Origin of the sequence: Variovorax sp. LjRoot84 (assembly GCF_964254305.1) — a bacterium.
Lineage (GTDB): Bacteria > Pseudomonadota > Gammaproteobacteria > Burkholderiales > Burkholderiaceae_C > Variovorax.
Genome location: NZ_CAXUTE020000001.1, coordinates 4,073,705 through 4,094,327 on the forward strand (window position 1 = coordinate 4,073,705; position 20,623 = coordinate 4,094,327).

Here is a 20,623-nt window from a genome sequence, read left to right on the forward strand (position 1 = left end):
CCTAAGGAAGAAAAATATGCATCCAGCCATCACTTCTCGCGCGCTGCGCCGCCTCGCGCTGCTGCTCGTGCCCGGACTCGCCGCGATCGGCGGCAACGTTTCGGCCGCCACCTGGGTCTACGTGTCCAATGCGGACAGCCAGGAGATCTCCGTTCTCGAGCTCGACCGCGCCCAGGGCACGCTGAAGCCTGTGGAGTCGGTGAACGTCGGCGGCATGGTGATGCCAATGGCCGTGAGCCCCGACAAGCGCTTCCTGTACGCCGCACTTCGCTCGCAGCCCTTTCGCGTCGCGAGTTTCGCGATCGATGGCACCAGCGGCAAGCTGAAGAAGCTGGGCGAGGCGCCGCTGGCCGACAGCATGGCCAACATCGACACCGACGCCACGGGGCGCTGGCTGTTCGCGGCTTCCTACCCGGGGCACAAGATCACGGTCAACAGCATCGACAAGGCGGGCAACGTCGGCCCGATCCAGCAGTTGCTTCCCACGGCACCCAACGCACACGCCATTCACGCCGATGCCGGCAATCGCTTCGTGCTGGCGACCAGCCTGGGCGGCGACAACGTCTCGAGCTGGCGCTTCGACGCCCAGACCGGAGTCTTGTCGCCCAACGACCCGCCGCTGACGACCGGCGCGGCGAAGTCGGGACCGCGCCACTTCGTCTGGGACAAGGCGCAGCGCAACGTGTACCTGCTGAACGAGCTCGACGCCGGCCTGCATGTGTATGCCTGGGACGCCGCCCGCGGCACGCTGCAACTCCAGCAGAGCGCCACCGTGCTGCCCGCGGGCTTCACCGGCAAGCCCTGGGCCGCCGATCTTCATCTCACGCCCGACGGCCGCTATCTCTACGCATCGGAGCGCACGTCCAGCACGCTGTCGGGCTTCAAGGTCGACGCCTCGACCGGCCGGCTGCAAGCGCTGGGCCAGACACCGACCGAGAAGACGCCGCGCGGCTTCGCCATCGATCCGAGCAGCCGTTTCCTGATCGCCGTCGGCCAGGAGTCCCACAGCGCCTCGGTGCACCCGATCGACGCTGCGAGCGGTGCCCTCGGCACGCCCCAGCGACTGCCGCTGGGCAAGAACCCGAACTGGGTCGAGATCGTCGAGCTGCCGTGAGCTCGCGCTGAGTTTTTGTACCTGAACGCCAAGGAGACACTGTCATGCAACGCCGCACCCTCATCCAAACCGCCATCGCCTCGCTCGCCGCGGGCCTGCCCGCCCTGCCCGCTTTCGCTCAAGGCCAATGGCCGACCGGCAAGGCCATCACCTACCTCGTGCCCTTCCCGGCCGGCGGCACCACCGACGTGCTCGGCCGCCTGATCGGCCAGAAGCTCGGGCCCGCGCTGGGCACCAGCATCGTGATCGACAACAAGGGCGGTGCCGGCGGCAGCGTGGGGTCGGAGATCGCGTCGCGCGCCGCGCCCGACGGCTACACGATGCTGGGCGGCACCATCAGCTCGCACGCGATCAACGTGAGCCTCTACCCCAAGATCGGCTACGACCCGCAGAAGTCCTTTGCGCCGGTCACGCTGATCGGCACCAACCCGGTGGTGCTGGTGGTCAACCAGGCGAGCCCCTACAAGACGCTGAAGGATGTGCTGGAGGCCAGCAAGACCAAGTCGGGCGGGCTCTCGTCCGCTTCGGCCGGCACCGGCACCTCGCAGCATCTGACGCTGGAGCTGCTGTCGTACAGGTCGGGCGTCAAGTTCACGCACGTGCCCTACAAGGGCAGCGGCCCTGCGATCCAGGACGTGATCGGCGGCCAGGTCGACATGATGTTCGACACCACCGTGGTGGCCGGCCCGCACATCCAGAGCGGCAAGCTGCGCGCGATCGCGGTCAGCTCGGCCAAGCGGCTGGCCGCGATGCCGGACGTGCCGACGGTGGCGGAGTCGGGCCTGCCGGGCCTGAAGGACTTCGAGGTGCTGTCCTGGCAGGCCATCTTCGTGCCGGCCGGGACTCCGGCGCCTGTGGTCGATCGCCTGCACACCGAGATCCGCAAAATCCTCGCCCAGCCCGAGATGCAGGACAAGCTCAAGGGCTTCGGCATGGAACCGGCCGACATGACGACCGCGCAGATCGCCGCCTTCCAGAAGGCCGAGGTCGAAAAATGGGCGCAAGTGATCAAGGCGGCGGCGATCAAGGCGGAGTAGCCGCCGTCCCACTGGCGACAGGCGGGGCGCTCGATAGAATCGCCTTCCCCTTTTTGGAAGCGCCTTCTTGTCCGACCGCCTCTTCGTCCTGCCGCAGTACCTCTTTCCCAAACAGGCGCTGACTTCGTTTGCCGGCTGGGTCGCGGGCAAGGAGCGCGGTGCGGTCACGACCTGGATCATCCGCCGCTTCGTCGCCAAGTACGGCGTCGACATGGGCGAGGCGCTGGACAGCGACATCGCGAGCTACCCGAGCTTCAACGAGTTCTTCACCCGGGCCCTGAAGCCCGGCGCGCGTCCGATCGCGCAAGCCGACCTGGTGTCGCCGGTCGACGGCGCGATCAGCCAGTTCGGCCCCATCGAGGGCGACCAGATCTTCCAGGCCAAGGGCCACAGCTACACCATCACCGCGCTGGTCGGCGGCGATGCGGCGCTGGCGGCGCAGTTCGAGCACGGCAGTTTCGCCACGCTCTATCTGAGCCCGAAGGACTACCACCGCATCCACATGCCCTGCGACGGGCGCCTGCTGCGCATGGTCTATGTGCCGGGCGAGCTGTTCTCGGTCAACCCGGCCACGGCGCGCGGCGTGCCCGGCCTCTTCGCGCGCAACGAGCGCGTGGTGTGCGTCTTCGAGTCGGCGCGCGGCCCCTTCGTGCTGGTGCTGGTCGGCGCCACCATCGTCGGCAGCATGGCGACCGTGTGGCATGGCGTGGTCAACCCGCCGCGCGGCGGCGAGGTGCGCGAATGGGACTACGCCGACCGCCAGATCGTGCTCAAGAAGGGCGAAGAGATGGGCCGCTTCCTGCTTGGATCCACGGTCGTGATGCTGTTCCCGCCGCCGCCGCTCGTCTTCAACCCGGCATGGGCGCCGGCAGGCGCGATCCGGCTCGGCGAATTCATGGCCAACCATTCGACCTCCTGAAGGCGCTGCCGCTGCGACCCGCAGCCGGCTTCATTGCATAGCTATAAAACTTGTAGCAAGCTGCCTTCTGGGATATAGTCGCCGGCCCGATCCGAGTGGTCCAGCACCCAACATAAAAAACGCGCGGCGCCACAGCGCCGTGCAGCAGCCGCCGCCCCGAGGAGATGTTGTTCGATGAGTAGCAAGGAAAACGCGGCCGTCAACCAATTGCTTGCGCTGCTGGAAGCCCGCTATGCACTGCGCGTGCTCTGGGCACTGCGTGACGGCCATGCCCAGACCTTCCGCCTGCTGCAGGACAGCGTCGGCAACATCACGCCCAACACCCTCAACACCCGCATCAAGGAGCTGCGCGAAGCCGGCATCGTGAACCACGGCAGCGAGGGCTACAGCCTCACGTTGAGCGGGCAGGACTTGCTCAAGCGCCTGTCCGACCTCCAGGCCTTTGCCGTGAAGTGGCAGGTGAACCAGGTCAAGAAGGCGGCGCCTGCCGTGCCTGCACCCGCACTCGGGCCGAATCCGGCGCCTCGTTAAACTGCGGGCCTTTTTCCTTCATCCCCCAAAGGAGCATCTCATGCCCATCACTCCCTCCGGCCTGCAGTACGAAGACACCACCGTCGGCGACGGCGCCGAAGCCAAGGCCGGCCAGCACGTGCATGTGCACTACACCGGCTGGCTCTACAACGACGGCGTGCAGGGCGCCAAGTTCGATTCCAGCCGCGACCGCAACGACCCCTTCGCCTTCTCGCTGGGCGCCGGCCAGGTCATCAAGGGCTGGGACGAAGGCGTCGCCGGCATGAAGATCGGCGGCCAGCGCACCCTGATCATCCCGCCCGCCCTCGGCTACGGCGCACGCGGCGCCGGCGGCGTGATTCCCCCGAATGCAACCTTGAAGTTCGACGTCGAGCTGCTCGACGCCCACTGAGCGGGCGGCACCGCCGCCCCGAGCGAAATGCGCCTGGATGGGCGCATTTTTTTGCCTTGAAAACCCCGCACCCAGCCCCATCTGGCCCGCTATTGTTTTGTTTTCCGGCGTGGACGCCGGCTTTTTGAGCATGTCAGACCCGCAAAACCCCCAATCGAATCCAGAGAACTTCCTGCAGGGCGAGCCCAGCCCCGAAGAGCTGGAAGCCGCGCAAGCCGCCAACGAGGCCGACGCGCTGGCAGCCGCCACGGCCGAGATCGCCGAGCTTCGGGCCAAGAACGCCGAACTGGCCGACCAGTACCTGCGCGCGCAGGCCGACGTGCAGAACGCGCGCCGCCGCGCCGACGAGGAGGTGAGCAAGGGGCGCAAGTTCGCCATCGAGTCCTTCGCCGAAAGCCTGCTGCCGGTGCTGGACAGCCTCGAAGCCGGCCTGAACCACAAGGACGCCACGCCCGAGCAGGTCCGCGAAGGCGCCGAAGCCACGCTGCGCCAGCTCAAGAGCGCGCTGGAACGCAACAAGGTGATCGAGATCGCGCCGGCCCCGGCCAGCAAGTTCGATCCGCACCAGCATCAGGCGATCTCGGTCGTGCCGGTCGAGGGGCAGGAGCCCAACACCATCGTGGGCGTTCTGCAGAAGGGCTACACCATCGCCGACCGCGTGCTGCGACCTGCGCTGGTGACCGTCAGCGCCCCTAACTGAATCACACGAAACCCACAGGAAATCCCCGCTCCGTCCCTTGAATCGAGCCGGGTTATCCACAAGTTCACAACAACATATTTTTCGCATTCAGGAGTAACAACATCATGGCCAAAATCATCGGCATCGACCTCGGCACCACCAACTCGTGCGTGTCGATCATGGAAGGCAACACGACCCGCGTGATCGAGAACTCGGAAGGCGCGCGCACCACGCCGTCGATCGTTGCGTACCAGGAAGACGGCGAAGTGCTGGTCGGCGCCTCGGCCAAGCGCCAGGCCGTCACCAACCCCAAGAACACGATCTACGCCGTCAAGCGCCTGATCGGCCGCAAGTTCGAGGAAAAGGAAGTGCAGAAGGACATCGACCTGATGCCCTACACGATCACCAAGGCCGACAACGGCGATGCCTGGGTCGAAGTGCGCGGCAAGAAGCTCGCTCCCCAGCAGATCAGCGCGGAAATCCTGCGCAAGATGAAGAAGACCGCCGAAGACTACCTCGGCGAGCCCGTCACCGAGGCCGTGATCACCGTCCCCGCCTACTTCAACGACAGCCAGCGCCAGGCCACCAAGGATGCCGGCCGCATCGCCGGGCTGGACGTGAAGCGCATCATCAACGAGCCGACCGCGGCGGCCCTCGCCTTCGGCCTCGACAAGCAGGACAAGGCCGACCGCAAGATCGCCGTGTACGACCTGGGCGGCGGCACCTTCGACATCTCGATCATCGAGATCGCCGATGTCGACGGCGAGAAGCAGTTCGAAGTGCTGTCGACCAACGGCGACACCTTCCTCGGCGGCGAGGACTTCGACCAGCGCGTGATCGACTACATCATCGGCGAGTTCAAGAAGGACCAGGGCGTCGACCTCAGCAAGGACGTGCTCGCGCTGCAGCGCCTGAAGGAAGCGGCCGAGAAGGCCAAGATCGAACTCTCGAACAGCGCGCAGACTGACATCAACCTGCCCTACATCACGGCCGATGCCTCGGGCCCGAAGCATCTGAACATCAAGCTCACGCGCGCCAAGTTCGAATCGCTGGTCGAAGAGCTGATCGAGCGCACCATCGCGCCCTGCCGCACCGCCATCAAGGATGCCGGCGTCAGCGTGAACGACATCAGCGACGTGATCCTGGTCGGCGGCATGACCCGCATGCCCAAGGTGCAGGAGAAGGTGAAGGAATTCTTCGGCAAGGAGCCGCGCAAGGACGTGAACCCCGACGAGGCCGTGGCCGTCGGCGCCGCGATCCAGGGCCAGGTGCTCTCGGGCGACCGCAAGGACGTGCTCTTGCTCGACGTGACCCCGCTGTCGCTCGGCATCGAGACCATGGGCGGCGTGATGACCAAGATGATCACGAAGAACACCACGATCCCGACCAAGTTCGCGCAGACCTTCTCGACCGCGGAAGACAACCAGCCGGCCGTGACGATCAAGGTGTTCCAGGGCGAACGCGAGATCGCCTCGGGCAACAAGCTGCTCGGCGAATTCAACCTCGAAGGCATTCCGCCGGCCGCGCGCGGCACGCCGCAGATCGAGGTGAGCTTCGACATCGATGCCAACGGCATCCTGCACGTCGGCGCCAAGGACAAGGGCACCGGCAAGGAAAACAAGATCACCATCAAGGCGAACTCCGGCCTCTCCGAGGACGAGATCCAGAAGATGGTGAAGGACGCCGAGCTCAACGCGGCCGAGGACAAGAAGAAGGTCGAGCTCGCCCAGGCCCGCAACCAGGGCGAAGCGATGGCGCACAGCGTGAAGAAGTCGCTCGGCGAACACGGCGCGAGCCTGGATGCCGGCGAGAAGGAAAAGATCGAGACCGCCATCAAGGAGCTGGAAGAAGTCCTGAAGGGCGACGACAAGGCAGCGATCGAGGAAAAGACCAACACGCTGATGACGGCCAGCCAGAAGCTCGGCGAGAAAATGTACGCCGACGCCCAGGCGGCCGCCGGGGCCGCGGGCGGCGCGGCGGGCGCTGGCCCGGAAGCTGCAAGCGCTCCGGCCGACGACAACGTGGTCGACGCCGAGGTCAAGGAAGTCAAGAAGGGTTGATTTTTCGACCCTGATGCAAGGCTGGATCTCCTGACAAGGCGGTCCGGCCTTTTTCCGTTTTCGCCCCCAAGCCCACCGACCATGGCCACCAAACGCGACTACTACGAAACCCTCGGCGTCCCGAAGAACGCCAGCGAGGAAGAAATCAAGAAGGCTTATCGCAAGCTCGCGATGAAGCACCATCCCGACCGCAACCATGGCGACACCGGCAAGGAAGCCGAGGCCAAGTTCAAGGAGGTCAAGGAAGCCTACGAGATGCTGTCGGACGCGCAGAAGCGCGCCGCCTACGACCAGTACGGCCATGCGGGCGTCGACCCCAATATGCGCGGCGGGCCGGGCGCGGAAGGCTTCGGCGGCTTCGCGGAAGCCTTCGGCGACATCTTCGGCGACGTGTTCGGCGGCCGCGGCGGCCGCCAGGGCGGGCGCCAGGTGTTCCGCGGCAGCGACCTGAGCTACGCGATGGAAGTCACGCTCGAGGAAGCGGCCGAAGGCAAGGAAGCGCAGATCCGCATCCCGAGCTGGGACGACTGCGGCACCTGCAAGGGCACGGGCGCCAAGCCCGGCACCAAGCCCATCACCTGCACCACCTGCCACGGCCAGGGCGCGGTGCAGATGCGCCAGGGTTTCTTCAGCGTGCAGCAGACCTGCCCGACCTGCCACGGCACCGGCAAGATCATTCCCGAGCCCTGCACCACCTGCCATGGCCAGGGAAAGATCAAGAACAACAAGACGCTCGAGGTCAAGATCCCGGCCGGTATCGACGACGGCATGCGCATCCGCAGCACCGGCAACGGCGAGCCCGGCACCAACGGCGGGCCGCCCGGCGACCTCTATATTGAGATCCGGCTCAAGAAGCACGAACTGTTCGAGCGCGACGGCGACGACCTGCACTGCGTCGTGCCGGTCAGCATCACCACCGCCGCGCTCGGCGGCGAGATCAACGTGCCCACGCTCAAGGGCGCGGCCGCCATCGACATCCCCGACGGCACGCAGAGCGGCAAGCAGTTCCGCCTGCGCGGCAAGGGTGTCAAGGGCGTGCGCTCCAGCTACCCGGGCGACCTCTACTGCCACATCCGCGTGGAGACGCCGGTCAAGCTCACCGAGCACCAGCGCAAGTTGCTGAAAGAACTCGACGAATCGCTCAAGAAGGGCGGCGACAAGCACAGCCCAACCGACAAGGGCTGGTTCGACAAGGCCAAGGAGTTCTTCAGCTGACGGCTCGAGCCTAAGGTTCGAAGCCGCCCTGCTCCCGCAGCGCGCGCGAGCGGGGCCCCGCGATCCATTCGATGAAGCGCCGGGCCGACTCGGGCTCAACGGCGTTGACGCTCGCCGCCGCGGTGTAGACGGTCGCGAGTTCGAAGGCTTCGGGCAAGGCGCCCACCAGCGCGATCCCGGGCGTGTAGTTGATCTCCGTGATCTGCGTGCAGCCGATGGCGCCCGGCTCCGGCGCCGCAGCCAGTGCGCGCATCGCCGTCGCGCCGTTCGGGAAGGTGCGAAGGCGCGGTGACACGATGTCCGCGATCCCCAGCCTGGCCAGCACCGAGGCGAAATGGATGCCCGCGGTCGAGCGCTCGGCGTCGGGGAAATAGATGGCGGTGGCCGCGAGCAGGCTGGCCTTCAGCGCCTCGGGCGTCGCGATGGCGGGCAGCGGCTCGCCGCTTCGCGCGGCGACGCCGGTGCGCACGCGCCCCAGCGCCGCTTCGCTGCCCGGCACCAGCCGGCCATCGGCCTGCAGTGCCACGACCATCGACGCGGTGACGATCATCACGTCGCAGGGCTCGCCCGCCAGCAGCGCCTCCTTCATCGCACCGACGGCGCCGAAACGGCCTTCCACCTTTTCGCCCGTGGCCTCGAAAAACGCATCCTGCAAGGCTTTGACCAGGCCCTGCGCGGCGCCCGCGCAAAGAAGGTTCATTGGTTGGCCTTGGCGCCGGAGATCTTCACGACGCGGGCCCATTTCTCGATGTCTTCGTTGATGTAGCGGGTGAACTCCGCCGGGTTCATGGCCATCGGCGTCGCACCCTGCGCCTTCCACGCGCGCACGACCTCGGGGTTGGACACGATCTTCACGACCTCGGCATTCAGCCGATCGACGACGGCTGCAGGCGTGCCCCGGGGTGCCATCAGGCCGAGCCAGATGGTCGCCTCGTACCGCGGAACGCCGGCCTCGGCGACGGTCGGTACTTCGGGCGTCACGGCGGAGCGCGTCAACCCCGTGGTGGCGATCGCCTTCACCTTGCCGGCGCGCGCATGCTCCACCATCGTCGGCACGGCGTCGAACATCATGTCGACCTGGCCGCCCAGCACATCGGTGCGCGCGCCGGCGCTGCCGCGGTAGGGAATGTGCAGGATCGACACACCGGCCATCGCCTTGAAGAGTTCGCCGGCCATGTGATACGGCGTCCCGGGCCCCGACGACGCATAGGACAAGGCACCGGGCTTCGACTTCGCCAGCGCGATCAGCTGGGCCAGATCGTTCACCGGCAAGCCGCTGCGGGTGACGAGCACGAGGTCGGAATAGTTGAGCGCCGCAACCGGCAGGAAGTCGCGCATCAGCTGAAAGGGCTTGTTCGGGATCAGCGACTCGTTGACCGTGTGCGCGTTGGACATCAACAGCAGCGTGTAGCCGTCCGCCGGGCTCTTGGCCACGGCATCGGTGCCGATCACCGAGCCCGCACCGGTCCGGTTGTCCACCACGAAACCCTGGCCGAGCGCTTCCTGGAGCCGCGTGGCGATGAAGCGCGCGTAAACGTCGGCGGGCCCGCCGGCAGCGAAGGGAACGACGATGCGCACGGGGCGCGAGGGGTAATCCTGGGCCGCTGTCCACGGCGCGATCACGAGGAGCAGTGCCGCGGCGACGTACTTCCAGACCGTCTTCTTGAACAGCCAGCCTGCGGCAAGTCTTTTCACGGCCTTCTCCAAGGATTGGTATGAATTGGTACAAAACCGTGCCAATTGAAAACCAGAATAGCGGCCGCCGGCGAGCGGGTCAATGCGAGGCCGGGTTTGTCCGGGCCCTCAGTACCCCAGCAGGTTGCGACGCACGTGCGTCAGGTGCTCCAGGCAGAGCTGCACGGCGCGCGCGCCGTCGCGGTCCTTGAGCGCGGCGACCAGCTCGCGATGCTCGCGCTGGTAGTCGAGCCGACGCTCCGGCGTCGCGCTGCGGCGCTTGAGCATCCCCCACTCGCTTTGCGCGCGCACCTCGTTCATGCGCTGGAACACGGCCGAGATGAAGGCGTTGTGGGCGGCGCCGGCGATGGCCTCGTGCAGCCTGCCGTCCCATAGCTCGAATTCCTCGAGGCTCGCGGCCGCCTCGCCCCTGTCGCAGCACTCTTCCATCCGGGCGAAATCGGCGGCCGTGGCATTGCCGACCACCATCGCGATGATCGCGGGCTCGAGCACCAGGCGCGCGCTCATCAGTTCGGCAGGACTGGTCGCGAGCGGCGACTCGCCATGGCTGAGCTCCGCGAGCGCCTGCGCAACCGCTTCGCTGACATAGGTCCCGCTGCCCACCGTCTGGGTGATCAAGCCCCGCCCCTTCAGGTCCGCCAGCACGCGGCGCACCGCCCCGCGGCTGAGCCCGAACTGCCCGCACAGTTCGCGCTCGGTCGGCAGGCGATGGCCGGCTCGCCAGGTGCGCGATTTCAGGTTTTCGAGAATGGCTTCCCGCAGGGTCAGGGCGCTGTACACGGTCGCGAAGCTGGGTGGATGAAATGGAGGAGTGCGCCGATCGTATCAACCGCGGCGCGCGCGACGCTATTGTGCACTTGGTACTCGATTGGTAGCATTTGGTCTCCATAAGGAGATCATTTTGCGCATTGCCACCTATCAATATCAAGGCCGGCGCCAGGTCGGCCTGGTCTCGGAAGACGGAGCGAGTGTCAGTCCGCTCGAACTCAGCGACGCCCAAGTGCAACGCGGCGCACTGTCCCTGATCGAAGACCGAGCCTCCGGCGCGGCCTTGCCTCCTGCGGGTGCGCCGCTTGCCCTGAGCAAAGTAAGGCTCGAAGCCCCCCTGCCTCTGCCGCGCCGCAACATCTTCTGCGTGGGACGCAACTACCACGCGCACGCCCAGGAGCTGTCGGGCTCGGTCTTCAGGAACAACACGGCCAAAGCCGATGCCTGGCCGATCGTGTTCACCAAGGTGCCGGAATGCGTGATCGGGCCAGAGGACGAGGTCCGGCTGCCGGGCGAGTCGGTGTCGGCGCAGATCGATTACGAAGCCGAGCTGGCCGTGGTCATCGGCAAGGGCGGCCGCAACATCGCGCGCGACGAGGCGCTGTCGCACGTGTTCGGTTACACCATCGTCAACGATGTCACCGCGCGCGACGTGCAGATGCGCCACCAGCAATGGGACCTGGGCAAGTCTTTCGACACCTTCTGCCCCATGGGGCCCTGGATCGTGAGCGCCGACACGCTGGACGGCACGCGCACCCGCGTGCGCTGCTGGGTCAACGGCGAGCTCCGCCAGGATGCGCGGACCACCGACTTCATCTTCGACATTCCGTCGCTGATCGAGACTTGTTCGCGCGGCATCTCCCTGTATCCCGGCGACGTGATCGCCACCGGCACGCCGGCCGGCGTCGGCATGGGACTGTCGCCGCCGCAGTACCTGAAGGCAGGCGACACGGTACGCATCGAGATCGACGGGCTCGGCACGCTGGAAAACCGCTTCGCCTGAAAGCGGACGTACCCATTACAACAAATGGAGACAAGCTCATGCATGCATACCCACACGCGCTGCTGCGCGCCGCGTTCCTCGCGGCCGCCTGCTGCGCCACGGCCATGGCGGCGATCGCGCAGCCAGGCTGGCCCGACAAGCCGATCACGATGGTCGTGCCTTTTCCGCCGGGCGGCGTTGCGGACACGGTGGCACGGCCCGTGGCCGAGGCCTTGTCGCGCGAGCTGAAACAATCCGTGATCGTCGAGAACAAGGCTGGCGCAGGCGGCGCGGTAGGGATCGGCTTCGCGGCCCGCGCACCAGCCGACGGCTACACCGTGCTGCTGAGCCTGTCCTCGATCTCCATCCTGCCGGAGGCCGACGCCATCCTCGAGCGCAAGCCTGCCTACCAGACGAGCCAGTTCAAGCCGATCGCGCGCTTCACCGCCGATCCGACGGTCCTGGTCGTGCGCGCGGACGCGCCGTGGAAGACGCTGGCGGAGTTCATCGCCGACGCGCGCGCCAAGCCCGGCGCTTACAACTACGGCAGCTCGGGCAACTACGGCACGATGCACGTGCCGATGGAGATGCTGAAGAATGCGGCCGGCTTCCGCATGACCCACATCCCCTACACCGGCGCGGGGCCCGCCGTGGTCGCGCTGCTCGCGGGGCAGGTCGATGCGGTCGCGAGCGGACCGTCGACCGTGGTCCAGCAGATCAAGGCCGGCAAGCTGCGCGCACTCGCGCACTGGGGCGAGCGCCCGTTGGCTGCGCTGCCCGAGATACCGAGCTTCGAGCAGTCGGGGTTCAGGGTGAAGTTCGCGCAGTGGTCGGGACTTTTCGTTCCCGCCGCCACGCCGGACGACATCGTGCGGCGGCTGCGCGCGGCTTCGGCCAAGGCCGCCGCGGACCCGGCGGTGGCGCAGGTCATCGAGAAGGCGGGCAGTCCCATCGCCTACCTCGACGCTCCGGAGTTCCAGTCGTACTGGAACGCCGATGCCGCCATGATGACCGAGGCCGTCCGGAAGATCGGCAAGGTCGAGTAGCGGCAGGCTGTTTTCCTCGCGGCCGTTCGAGCAACCGGCCTACTACTGATGCTTTCACGTTGCGCGTAGCCTATAACCAAGGGCGGGGCGTTGTATCCCGGCTGCTGTTTCAAGGCATATGAAAAGAACCTGCGTGCACGATCGACGAAGAGCCTGCCCCGGGCCGACTTCGCGCGTCACACATTTTTCGGTCGATCTGACTATTGCTTCCGGTTTCTCGTTGGAACTTTTAAACAACGCGCCAATTCTTATTTGAAAAGCAATTTGCTGGACGCGCTCTTTGTTCTATGCTTTGACCAAGTTCCTGCTTGAGGAGTGAATCCGAAGCGTGCACACCATACCTGGCACCATTCCTGCGAACGATGCAACGTGTGCAGCACGGAAACTCCGGGCAGCGCCCCGCTGACTCGATGGAGGTGTCTATGGATGTCGTCAGTAACTTCGCCGCCCGCTACGAGCGGACCCGCGAAGAGGTCCTGTCCCTGCAGGAATATCTTGAGATCTGCAAGCGCGAGCCCGGGGCTTACGCGACGGCCGCCGAGCGCATGCTCCAGGCGATCGGGGAACCCGAGTTGGTCGACACGCGCAACGACCCGCGCCTGTCGCGCATCTTCGCCAACAAGGTCATCAAGATCTACCCTGCGTTCAGGGAGTTCTATGGCATGGAAGATGCAATCGAGCAGGTGGTCTCGTACTTCCGGCACGCCGCACAGGGCCTGGAAGAGAAGAAACAGATCCTCTACCTGCTCGGTCCCGTCGGCGGGGGCAAGAGCTCGATCGCGGAGCGCCTGAAGCAGCTGATGGAGCAGGTGCCCTTCTACTCGATCAAGGGATCGCCGGTCAACGAGTCGCCGCTCGGTCTCTTCGACGCCGCGGAAGACGGGGAGATCCTCGAGAAGGAATACGGCATCCCGCGCCGCTACCTGCAGCGCATCCTGTCGCCCTGGGCCGTGAAGCGGCTCGAGGAGTACGGCGGCGACATCCGGCAGTTCCAGATCGTCAAGCGCTATCCCTCGGTGCTGCGGCAGATCGCCGTGGCCAAGACCGAGCCGGGCGACGAGAACAACCAGGACATCTCCTCGCTGGTCGGCAAGATCGACATCCGCAAGCTCGAGACCTTCGCGCAGGACGACCCCGACGCCTACGCCTACTCCGGCGGCCTGTGCCTGGCCAACCAGGGCCTGCTGGAATTCGTCGAGATGTTCAAGGCGCCCATCAAGGTGCTGCATCCGCTCCTGACCGCCACGCAGGAAGGCAACTTCAAGGGCACCGAAGGCTTCGGCGCCATCCCCTTCGACGGCATCGTGCTGGCCCACAGCAACGAAAGCGAATGGAAGGCCTTCCGCAACAACAAGAACAACGAGGCTTTCCTCGACCGAATCTACATCGTCAAGGTGCCGTACTGCCTGCGCGTCTCCGAAGAGATCAAGATCTACGAGAAGCTGGTGCGCAACTCCTCGCTCTCGCTGGCGCCCTGCGCGCCCGGAACGATGCGCATGATGGCCCAGTTCTCGGTGCTGACGCGGCTCAAGGAGCCGGAGAACTCCAGCATCTTCAGCAAGATGCAGGTCTACGACGGCGACAACCTCAAGGACACCGATCCCAAGGCCAAGTCGATCCAGGAGTACCGCGACTACGCCGGCGTCGACGAGGGCATGAGCGGCGTATCGACCCGCTTCGCGTTCAAGATCATCTCCAAGGTCTTCAACTTCGACAGCAGCGAGGTTGCCGCCAATCCGGTGCACCTCATGTATGTGCTCGAACAGCAGATCGAGCGCGAGCAGTTCGCGCCCGAGACCGAGCAGAAGTACCTCTCCTACATCAAGGAGCTGATGGCGCCGCGCTATGCGGAGTTCATCGGCAAGGAGATCCAGACCGCCTACCTGGAAAGCTACTCCGAGTACGGCCAGAACATCTTCGATCGCTACGTGACCTACGCCGACTACTGGATCCAGGACCAGGAGTACCGCGACCAGGACACCGGCGAAGTCTTCGACCGCGGCTCGCTCAACGCCGAGCTCGAGAAGATCGAAAAGCCCGCGGGCATCAGCAATCCCAAGGACTTCCGCAACGAGATCGTCAACTTCGTGCTGCGCGCGCGCGCCGGCAACGCGGGCAAAAACCCGCTATGGACCAGCTACGAGAAGCTGCGCACGGTGATCGAGAAGAAGATGTTCTCCAACACCGAAGAGCTCCTGCCCGTCATCAGCTTCAATGCCAAGAGCAGTGCCGACGAGCTGAAGAAGCACGAGGATTTCGTCAACCGCATGGTGCAGAAGGGTTACACCGCCAAGCAGGTCCGCCTGTTGTGCGAGTGGTATCTGCGCGTTCGCAAGAGCTCATGATGAGCTGAAAGGAGTTCCTGCCGTGGCCATGCTGCAGCAGATCATCGACCGCCGTCTGTCGGGGAAGAACAAGTCCATCGGCAACCGCGAGCGTTTCCTGCGGCGTTATCGCGAGCAGATCGGCGAAGCCGTGCGGCGCGCCGTCAGCGGCCGCAGCATTCGCGATCTCGAGCAGGGCGAGGACATCACCTTGCCCAAGCGCGATGTCTCCGAGCCAGTGTTCGGCCATGGCCAGGGCGGCGACCGCGAGTACGTGCATCCCGGCAATCGCGAGTACGTCAAGGGCGACCGCATCGAGCGGCCGCAGCAGGGCGGCGGCGGCGCGGGCAGCGGCTCGCAGGCCGGCGATGGCGAAGGCGGCGAAGACGACTTCGTCTTCCGCCTCACCAAGGAAGAGTTCATGCGGGTCTTCTTCGAGGACCTCGCCCTGCCCCACCTGATCCGCACCCAGCTGGCCGAGGTGCCGGAATGGAAGACCCACCGCGCCGGCTTCACCAGCGACGGCATGCCCACCAACCTGCACGTCGTGCGCTCCATGCGCGGCGCGCTGGCGCGGCGCATCGCGCTCGGCGGCGCCCCGCGGCGCGAGATCCGCGAACTCGAGGCGCACCTGCTGCACCTCAAGCGCAGCCCGCGCGCGGCGGATGCGCTGGTGCAGCGCGAGATCCGCGAAACCGAAGCCCTGCTCGAGGAGCTTCGCGCCAAGGCCAAGCACGTGCCTTACCTGGACCCGATCGACCTGCGCTACCGCAACCGCGTCAGGGTGCCGGTGCCCTCGGCCAAGGCGGTGATGTTCTGCCTGATGGACGTGTCGGGCTCGATGGACGAAGCGCGCAAGGACATGTCGAAGCGCTTCTTCATGCTGCTGTACCTGTTCCTGACCCGGCACTACGAGAAGATCGAACTGGTGTTCATCCGTCACCACACCCAGGCCAGCGAGGTGAGCGAAGAGGAGTTCTTCCATGCCACCGAAACCGGCGGCACCGTGGTTTCCAGCGCCCTGACGCTGATGCACGAGATCGTCCGCGCGCGGTTCCCGAGCAACGAATGGAACATCTACGGCGCCCAGGCCAGCGACGGCGACAACTGGCACCAGGACAGCGGCCGCTGCCGCGAGCTGCTGACCGATCATCTGCTGCCGCTGGTGCGCTACTACGCCTACGTGCAGGTCGCCGACGCCGAGCAGAACATGTGGGAGGAATACAGCCAGCTGGTCGAAACCCACAAGAACTTCGCGATGCGCAAGGTGGCCGATGCGCAGGACATCTACCCGGTGTTCCGCGACCTGTTCAAGAAAGAGGGGGTGCCGGCGTGAACGCAAAGAAACGAGAGCCCCTGCCCAGCCCCTCGGACTGGACCTTCGAACTGATCGAGCGCTACCACGGCGAGATCGCCCGCGTGGCGCGCGGTTACAAGCTGGACACCTACGCCAACCAGCTCGAGATCATCACGGCCGAGCAGATGATGGACGCCTACGCCTCGGTGGGCATGCCGGTCATCTACCGCCACTGGTCCTACGGCAAGCAGTTCATCTCGACCGAAAAGAACTACCGTCGCGGCCACATGGGCCTGGCCTATGAAATCGTCATCAACTCCGACCCCTGCATCGCCTACCTGATGGAAGAGAACACCATGGCGATGCAGGCCCTGGTGATCGCCCATGCCGCCTACGGCCACAACAGCTTCTTCAAGGGCAACTACCTCTTCAAGATGTGGACGGACGCCTCGTCCATCATCGACTACCTGGTCTATGCCAGGAACTACATCAGCGAATGCGAGGAGCGCCATGGCGTGGCGGCCGTCGAAGACCTGCTCGACTCCTGCCACGCGCTGATGAACCATGGCGTGGACCGCTATCGCCGCCCGCAGAAACTGTCGCTGAACCAGGAACAGGTGCGCCGCGAGGAACGCGAGCACCATCTCCAGCAGCAGGTCAACGACCTCTGGCGCACCCTGCCCCGGAAGAGCGGGCGCAGCGCCGAGGACGAAGAGGCCGCCAAGCGCTTTCCGTCCGAGCCACAGGAGAACCTGCTCTATTTCATCGAGAAAAATGCACCATTGTTGGACCCCTGGCAACGCGAAGTGGTGCGTATCGTGCGCAAAATCGGGCAGTACTTCTATCCGCAGCGCCAGACGCAGGTCATGAACGAGGGCTGGGCCACCTTCTGGCACTACACCCTGCTCAATACGCTGTACGACGAAGGCCTTTTGGCCGACGGTTTCATGATGGAGTGGCTGCAGTCGCACACCAATGTGGTGTTCCAGCCGCCGGTCGGCCACCGCGCCTACAGCGGCATCAATCCCTATGCGCTGGGTTTTGCGATGTACACCGACCTGCGGCGCATTTGCGAAAACCCGACCGAGGAAGACAAGCGCTGGTTCCCCGACATGGCCGGCTCGCCGTGGCTGACATCGCTGGATTACGCCATGCGCAATTTCAAGGACGAGAGCTTCGTCGGCCAATTCCTTTCGCCCAAATTGATGCGCGACTTCCGCTTTTTCGCGATCCGCGACAAGGAGGGCGAGCCCGAGCTCGAGGTGTCGGCCATCCACGACGACAGCGGCTACCGCCTGCTGCGCGAATCGCTGTCGCGCCAGTACGACCTCAACCACCGCGAGCCCAACATCCAGGTTTGGAGCGTCAACCTGCGCGGCGACCGCGCGCTCACGCTGCGCCACACGCAGCACAACGACCGCCCGCTGCACGACGATGCGCAGGAGGTGCTCAAGCATGTCGCCCGCCTCTGGGGCTTCGACGTGCATCTCGAGAGCGTCGACAGCCAGGGCCGGGTGAACCACCGGAAAGTGGCCGGCCCGCAAGCTACCTAGGGCGGGGCGTCCGAAGCTTCGCGCGCGCCGCCAGCGCCAGTTCGCGCGCGTGGCAATCCTCGACGTGGTCGTTGACCAGCCCCATGGCCTGCATGAAGGCGTAGACCGTCGTCGGGCCGACGAAGCTCCAGCCCCTCTTCTTCAGGTCCTTCGACATCGCCACCGATTCGGGCGACGTGCTCATGGCCGGCAAGGCTTTCTGCGTGATGCGGCGCGGCCGCGATGCCGGGTCGGGCTCGAAGCCCCATGCGTAGGCCGCCAGCGAACCGAATTCCTCGCGCAGCTCCAGCACGCGTTGCGCGTTGTTGATGGCCGACTCGATCTTGCCGCGGTGCCGCACGATGCCTGCATCGCCGAGCAGCCGTTCCACATCCTTGGGGCCGAAGCGCGCGACGCGCTCGGCATCGAACTCGGCGAAGCCGCGCCGGAAGGCTTCGCGCTTGTTGAGGATGGTGAGCCAGCTCAGCCCGGCCTGGAAACCCTCGAGGCACAGCTTCTCGAACAACCGCCGGTCGTCCGTGACCGGGAAGCCCCATTCCTTGTCGTGGTAATGCTGGTAGGCCGGCGTGGATTCGCACCAGCGGCAGCGCAGCGTGCCGTCGGCGCCGGCGAAAAGCCCCGGAGACACTGGCATCGGCGACTACGCCGCTTCGCTCACGCGCACCAGCGCTTCGATCGCGAGCGGATAGCCCTTGACGCCGAAGCCGACGATGATGCCGCGCGCCGCCGGCGAGATGTAGGAATGGTGGCGAAATTCCTCGCGCGCATGCACGTTCGAGATGTGCAGCTCGACCAGCGGCACGCTCGCGCCCTTGATCGCATCGTGCAGCGCGATCGAGGTGTGGGTGTAGGCGCCGGGATTCATCACCACGCCGAACATGCGGCCGGCGGCAACCTCTCGGCCGGCCTCGTGGATCCAGTCGATCAGCTGGCCTTCGTGGTTCGATTGGCGGCACTCGATCTCGACGCCGAGCTTCGCGCCCGCCTCCTGGCACATGCGCTCGACGTCGGCCAGGGTTTCGTAGCCGTACTGCGCGGGCTCGCGCGTTCCGAGCAGGTTGAGATTGGGACCGTTGAGGACGAGGATCTTTTTCATGGCCCGTTTGTAGCAGGTGTTCGCCAGGGCAGCTACCGCCGAGAATGCAGGCGTGAACGACACCCTTTTCGAACGACTCGCCGGCCCGCTGCGCCTGGGTCTGGGCGGCGCGCCGCTGGGCAATCTCTTTGCGCCGCTCGACGACGAAAGCGCCGAGCGCACCATCGAGGAAGCCTGGCGACAGGGCCTGCGCTACTTCGACACCGCCCCGCTCTACGGCCACGGCCTCAGCGAACAGCGCCTGGGCCGCGTGCTCGGGAAGCAGCCGCGCGACAGCTTCGCACTGTCGACCAAGGTCGGCCGCCTGCTGCGTCCCGACCCGGCCGCGCCCGAGGAGCGCGACGGCTATGTGCAAGGCCTCCCGTTCGCGCCGCACTTCGACTACAGCTTCGACGGCGCGATGCGATCGATCGAAGAGAGCCTGGAGCGCCTGGGCCTGGCGCGCATCGACATCGCCTTCATCCACGACATCGACCGCCACACCCATGGCGAGCAGCAGCCCGAGCGCTTTCGCGAAGCGATGGCAGGCGCCTACCGAGCGCTCGACCGCCTGCGCGCCGAAGGCGTGCTCGGCGCAATCGGCATCGGCGTCAACGAGTGGGAGGTGTGCCGCGATGCGATGGCCGCGGGCGACTTCGATTGCATGATGCTGGCCGGCCGCTACACCCTGCTCGATGCTTCGGCCGCGCGCGAATTGGTTCCGCTGTGCGTCGCGCGCAAGGTCCGCCTGATCCTGGCCGGTGTCTTCAACTCCGGCATCCTCGCGAGCGGCAGCACGTCCAATGCGCACTTCGACTACCGGCCTGCGCCACCCGCCGTGCGCGAGCACGTCGAGCGCCTCGCCGGCATCTGCGCAGGCTTCGGCGTTGCGCTGCCGGCCGCGGCGCTGCAGTTCGCGCTGGCCTGCCCTTGCGCGGCCGCCGTGGTGGTCGGTGCGCGCAGCCCCGCGGAGATCACGCAGAGCGTGGCGCACAGCCGGGTGCCCATTCCCGCGGCACTGTGGGACGCGCTGGCCAGGGAACACTGAGCCATGGCGGCGATCCGCATCGACGCCCATCAGCATTACTGGTCGCTCGCGCATCGTGACTACGGCTGGCTGCAGGACACGCCGGCGCTGCACGCGCTCTATCGCGACTTCACGCCCGAAGACCTCGCACCGCTCCTGGACCGCGCGGGCATCGACGGCACGGTGCTGATCCAGGCCGCGCCGAGCGAGGCAGAAACTTGGCGGCTGCTGGCTCTGGCCGCACAACCCGCCAGCCGGGTGCGTGCGGTCGTCGGCTGGACCGATCTGGACGCGGCCGACGCGCCGCAGCGCATCCGCCGCCTCGCGCAGGAGCCGCTCTTCAAGGGATTGCGCCCCATGCTGCAGGACATCGCCGATCCGAACTGGATCCTCGGCGCGCAGTTGCAGCCTGCCATCGAGACCATGACCGAGCTGGATCTCAGCCTGGACTTCCTGATCAAGCCGCAGCAGCTCGACGCCGCACTGGCTTTCGCGCTGCAACACCCGAATTTGCGCATGGTCATCGACCACGCCGCCAAGCCCGACATCGCTGGTGGGGCCTTCGAGCCCTGGGCCACGCAGATCGCGCGTTTCGGCAAGCAGACGCAGGTGTGCTGCAAGCTCTCGGGCCTCGCCACGGAGGCGGGGCCGGGCTGGGACGCGGACGCGTTGCGTCCCTATGTCGATCACCTGCTGGCCTGCTTCGGTCCCTCGCGCCTGATGTGGGGAAGCGACTGGCCCGTGCTCGAGCTGGCAGGCGACTACCTGCAATGGGAGGCCGTGTCCAGGGAATTGCTCAAAGCCCTCCCGCCATCCGAACAAGAGCAGGTATGGGGCACGAACGCGGCGGGCTTCTATGGCATAAAGTGACGCGCGGGGACCGTCCCTCCGCGCCTCTCCACTTCCTGCT

At 66.0% G+C, this 20,623-nt stretch carries 20 protein-coding genes; 15 read left to right on the forward strand and 5 right to left on the reverse strand.

All coding sequences use genetic code 11. The annotated features are described in order from the left end of the window. The first annotated feature begins 16 nt into the window (after nucleotides 1-16). The 8 genes from ACSQ9I_RS20245 to dnaJ all read left to right on the forward strand — a co-directional run bounded on the left by ACSQ9I_RS20245 (nucleotide 17) and on the right by dnaJ (nucleotide 7,946). Nucleotides 17-1,114, forward strand: a complete 1,098-nt coding sequence (locus ACSQ9I_RS20245) for a lactonase family protein (RefSeq protein WP_436314233.1) — start codon at nucleotides 17-19, stop codon at nucleotides 1,112-1,114. 44 nt (nucleotides 1,115-1,158) lie between these two features. After that, nucleotides 1,159-2,151, forward strand: coding sequence for a Bug family tripartite tricarboxylate transporter substrate binding protein (locus tag ACSQ9I_RS20250; RefSeq protein WP_436314234.1), 993 nt, complete (start codon nucleotides 1,159-1,161; stop codon nucleotides 2,149-2,151). Nucleotides 2,152-2,218: 67 nt separating this feature from the next. Beyond that, entirely contained in the window at nucleotides 2,219-3,070 is an 852-nt protein-coding gene (asd, locus tag ACSQ9I_RS20255) for an archaetidylserine decarboxylase (RefSeq protein ID WP_436314235.1), read from the forward strand. A 174-nt stretch (nucleotides 3,071-3,244) separates the two neighbouring features. After that, nucleotides 3,245-3,601 (forward strand): winged helix-turn-helix transcriptional regulator, encoded by a 357-nt coding sequence (locus ACSQ9I_RS20260; protein WP_436304725.1) that lies wholly within the window; start codon nucleotides 3,245-3,247, stop codon nucleotides 3,599-3,601. 40 nt (nucleotides 3,602-3,641) lie between these two features. Continuing rightward, entirely contained in the window at nucleotides 3,642-3,992 is a 351-nt protein-coding gene (locus ACSQ9I_RS20265) for an FKBP-type peptidyl-prolyl cis-trans isomerase (RefSeq protein ID WP_093103202.1), read from the forward strand. A 130-nt stretch (nucleotides 3,993-4,122) separates the two neighbouring features. Further along, nucleotides 4,123-4,692: a nucleotide exchange factor GrpE gene (grpE, locus tag ACSQ9I_RS20270; protein ID WP_436314236.1), complete on the forward strand. Its 570-nt coding sequence runs from the start codon at nucleotides 4,123-4,125 to the stop codon at nucleotides 4,690-4,692. Between the two features lie 104 nt (nucleotides 4,693-4,796). Further along, on the forward strand, nucleotides 4,797-6,731 hold the full coding sequence (dnaK, locus tag ACSQ9I_RS20275; protein WP_093103199.1) for a molecular chaperone DnaK: 1,935 nt from the start codon (nucleotides 4,797-4,799) through the stop codon (nucleotides 6,729-6,731). Nucleotides 6,732-6,812: 81 nt separating this feature from the next. Next, nucleotides 6,813-7,946: a molecular chaperone DnaJ gene (gene dnaJ, locus ACSQ9I_RS20280; RefSeq protein ID WP_093103197.1), complete on the forward strand. Its 1,134-nt coding sequence runs from the start codon at nucleotides 6,813-6,815 to the stop codon at nucleotides 7,944-7,946. Nucleotides 7,947-7,956: 10 nt separating this feature from the next. Here the strand turns inward: dnaJ and ACSQ9I_RS20285 are convergent, their stop codons facing one another. The 3 genes from ACSQ9I_RS20285 to ACSQ9I_RS20295 form a co-directional block, all read right to left on the reverse strand. Continuing rightward, nucleotides 7,957-8,646 carry a molybdate ABC transporter substrate-binding protein gene (locus tag ACSQ9I_RS20285; RefSeq protein WP_436309463.1) on the reverse strand — a complete coding sequence of 230 codons (690 nt, stop codon included), beginning with the start codon at nucleotides 8,644-8,646 and terminating at the stop codon, nucleotides 7,957-7,959. Beyond that, the gene (locus tag ACSQ9I_RS20290; protein WP_436314237.1) at nucleotides 8,643-9,641 is read right to left on the reverse strand and encodes a tripartite tricarboxylate transporter substrate binding protein; all 999 of its coding nucleotides are present in this window, start codon (nucleotides 9,639-9,641) and stop codon (nucleotides 8,643-8,645) included. Before ACSQ9I_RS20290 ends, ACSQ9I_RS20285 begins: the two co-directional genes overlap by 4 nt. A gap of 108 nt (nucleotides 9,642-9,749) precedes the next feature. Next, complete coding sequence (locus tag ACSQ9I_RS20295) at nucleotides 9,750-10,421, reverse strand: FadR/GntR family transcriptional regulator (protein WP_436291042.1); 672 nt, start codon at nucleotides 10,419-10,421, stop codon at nucleotides 9,750-9,752. 121 nt (nucleotides 10,422-10,542) lie between these two features. Between ACSQ9I_RS20295 and ACSQ9I_RS20300 the strand changes: the two genes are divergently transcribed. The 5 genes from ACSQ9I_RS20300 to ACSQ9I_RS20320 all read left to right on the forward strand — a co-directional run bounded on the left by ACSQ9I_RS20300 (nucleotide 10,543) and on the right by ACSQ9I_RS20320 (nucleotide 17,611). After that, on the forward strand, nucleotides 10,543-11,412 hold the full coding sequence (locus ACSQ9I_RS20300) for a fumarylacetoacetate hydrolase family protein (RefSeq protein WP_436314238.1): 870 nt from the start codon (nucleotides 10,543-10,545) through the stop codon (nucleotides 11,410-11,412). Nucleotides 11,413-11,450: 38 nt separating this feature from the next. Beyond that, nucleotides 11,451-12,437, forward strand: coding sequence for a tripartite tricarboxylate transporter substrate binding protein (locus ACSQ9I_RS20305; protein ID WP_436296347.1), 987 nt, complete (start codon nucleotides 11,451-11,453; stop codon nucleotides 12,435-12,437). A gap of 422 nt (nucleotides 12,438-12,859) precedes the next feature. Further along, nucleotides 12,860-14,782 carry a PrkA family serine protein kinase gene (locus ACSQ9I_RS20310; RefSeq protein WP_093103189.1) on the forward strand — a complete coding sequence of 641 codons (1,923 nt, stop codon included), beginning with the start codon at nucleotides 12,860-12,862 and terminating at the stop codon, nucleotides 14,780-14,782. A gap of 22 nt (nucleotides 14,783-14,804) precedes the next feature. Beyond that, on the forward strand, nucleotides 14,805-16,097 hold the full coding sequence (locus tag ACSQ9I_RS20315) for a YeaH/YhbH family protein (protein WP_093103188.1): 1,293 nt from the start codon (nucleotides 14,805-14,807) through the stop codon (nucleotides 16,095-16,097). Further along, nucleotides 15,983-17,611: a SpoVR family protein gene (locus ACSQ9I_RS20320; protein WP_436315788.1), complete on the forward strand. Its 1,629-nt coding sequence runs from the start codon at nucleotides 15,983-15,985 to the stop codon at nucleotides 17,609-17,611. The genes ACSQ9I_RS20315 and ACSQ9I_RS20320 overlap by 115 nt, the downstream gene beginning before the upstream one ends. Here ACSQ9I_RS20320 and ACSQ9I_RS20325 read toward each other — a convergent pair. After that, nucleotides 17,604-18,245, reverse strand: coding sequence for a DNA-3-methyladenine glycosylase I (locus ACSQ9I_RS20325; protein ID WP_436314239.1), 642 nt, complete (start codon nucleotides 18,243-18,245; stop codon nucleotides 17,604-17,606). The two genes, ACSQ9I_RS20320 and ACSQ9I_RS20325, sit on opposite strands and share 8 nt — an antisense overlap. 6 nt (nucleotides 18,246-18,251) lie before the next feature. Next, complete coding sequence (aroQ, locus tag ACSQ9I_RS20330) at nucleotides 18,252-18,707, reverse strand: type II 3-dehydroquinate dehydratase (protein WP_436291038.1); 456 nt, start codon at nucleotides 18,705-18,707, stop codon at nucleotides 18,252-18,254. A gap of 52 nt (nucleotides 18,708-18,759) precedes the next feature. Between aroQ and ACSQ9I_RS20335 the strand changes: the two genes are divergently transcribed. Both ACSQ9I_RS20335 and ACSQ9I_RS20340 read left to right on the forward strand, forming a co-directional pair. Continuing rightward, nucleotides 18,760-19,734 carry an aldo/keto reductase gene (locus ACSQ9I_RS20335; RefSeq protein WP_436314240.1) on the forward strand — a complete coding sequence of 325 codons (975 nt, stop codon included), beginning with the start codon at nucleotides 18,760-18,762 and terminating at the stop codon, nucleotides 19,732-19,734. Between the two features lie 12 nt (nucleotides 19,735-19,746). Beyond that, nucleotides 19,747-20,583: an amidohydrolase family protein gene (locus tag ACSQ9I_RS20340; protein WP_436315789.1), complete on the forward strand. Its 837-nt coding sequence runs from the start codon at nucleotides 19,747-19,749 to the stop codon at nucleotides 20,581-20,583. Nucleotides 20,584-20,623: the final 40 nt, after the last annotated feature.